Source organism: Maricaulis salignorans (genome assembly GCF_900103475.1).
In the GTDB taxonomy this organism is placed as follows: Bacteria; Pseudomonadota; Alphaproteobacteria; order Caulobacterales; family Maricaulaceae; genus Maricaulis; species Maricaulis salignorans.
The window spans coordinates 1-1,139 of sequence record NZ_FNHG01000037.1 but is presented as its reverse complement, the minus strand read 5'-3'; the positions used below and the strand labels follow the sequence as shown (position 1 = coordinate 1,139).

Below are 1,139 nucleotides of genomic sequence, written 5' to 3'. Positions count from 1 at the left end.
ACCGGCCACATCACCGACACCGATACCGGCATGGTCTACATGCAGGCCCGCTATTACGACCCAGCCATCGGACGCTTCCTGTCGGGCGACCCGGTCGGATTTGCGCAAGGCGGGCCGGGGTATTTCAATCGCTATGCCTATGTCGGCAACAACCCCCTCAATGCGACGGATCCGAGTGGGGAAACGATGATGCCACCGGATGCAACCGATCCTGATGGCATCGCGCGTGAACAAGAATACTTTGAAGCGGGTCGTGAGATCGGCGAAGGCATTGCTCAATTGCCGTCTATTGCGGACCGTGCCTTGGGCGATGGCGTGTTGTATGCTGGGGCCGAGGGAAGCGGATACCTCGGCTGGGGTAAAGATGGGACGTATAACGGCGAAAACGGGGCTGAGGGTGAGTATGGATGGGCGTTTGACGGCGCGACAAATGAGTTCGTCGAATTCGCCGCACACTCGAACCCGAAGGATGGAACCCCCGATACCGTTGGAGGTGACTTGGGCGCAAATCTCAATTTCGGGTGGGCACGCAACATCTCAGTGCTGACGTCTCCGGGCAGCAGTATGAGCGTCGACTTGGGAGTTGTCAGCATTAGTCTTCGGATTGGCGACCAAACAGGTGAAATGGTTGGTATGGAGGTGGGGCCCGGAATTGGAGTAGGCGGAGGTTTAACACGCAGCGACGGTGCGGAATTGACCCGTGTTAACCCAAATAGGGGGCACTAATATGGTTGTAGTATATTGGGTATGTGCCGCTGCTTGTGTTGTATTGTTCGCAGTCGGTGATCGATTGAATGTTGAATTGGTAAAATATGTCTCGGCGGGAGGCGGGGCTTTTTTTATTGTGATGATTTCAAGATCTTGGCGCATGACTAGAAAAAAGAGAAGGGAGGAGAAGAGGAGGGCGGAAACCAATAAACGCAAATAAATGGAATAGATGGTGACAGGCACCCATTTATAAAATCGCTGAAAAACCAGGGACACACGACATTTTCGTCGCGCCAACTTCTTGCAATCATCGATTTTTCCGATCCTGCCCCGGCCCGCCGGGCAGAGCCATCCCTGAAACCCTTGCCAAGCAGGGCGCCAGACTGGAGTTGAGACGTCAAGGGCGCGAAGCGCCGCTTCGCGGTCAGGAC

Annotated in this window: 2 protein-coding genes; one reads left to right on the top strand and one right to left on the bottom strand. The window is 55.0% G+C overall.

Annotated elements, in window-relative coordinates; all coding sequences use genetic code 11:
* Positions 1–726, top strand: a 726-nt coding sequence (locus tag BLT42_RS14900) for an RHS repeat-associated core domain-containing protein (protein ID WP_143024179.1), incomplete at its 5' end; no start/stop codon positions are given.
* Between the two features lie 146 nt (positions 727–872).
* On the opposite strand, the gene BLT42_RS15305 is transcribed toward BLT42_RS14900, so the two are convergent.
* On the bottom strand, positions 873–1,139 hold a 267-nt coding region (locus BLT42_RS15305; RefSeq protein ID WP_233342544.1), incomplete at its 5' end, for a hypothetical protein.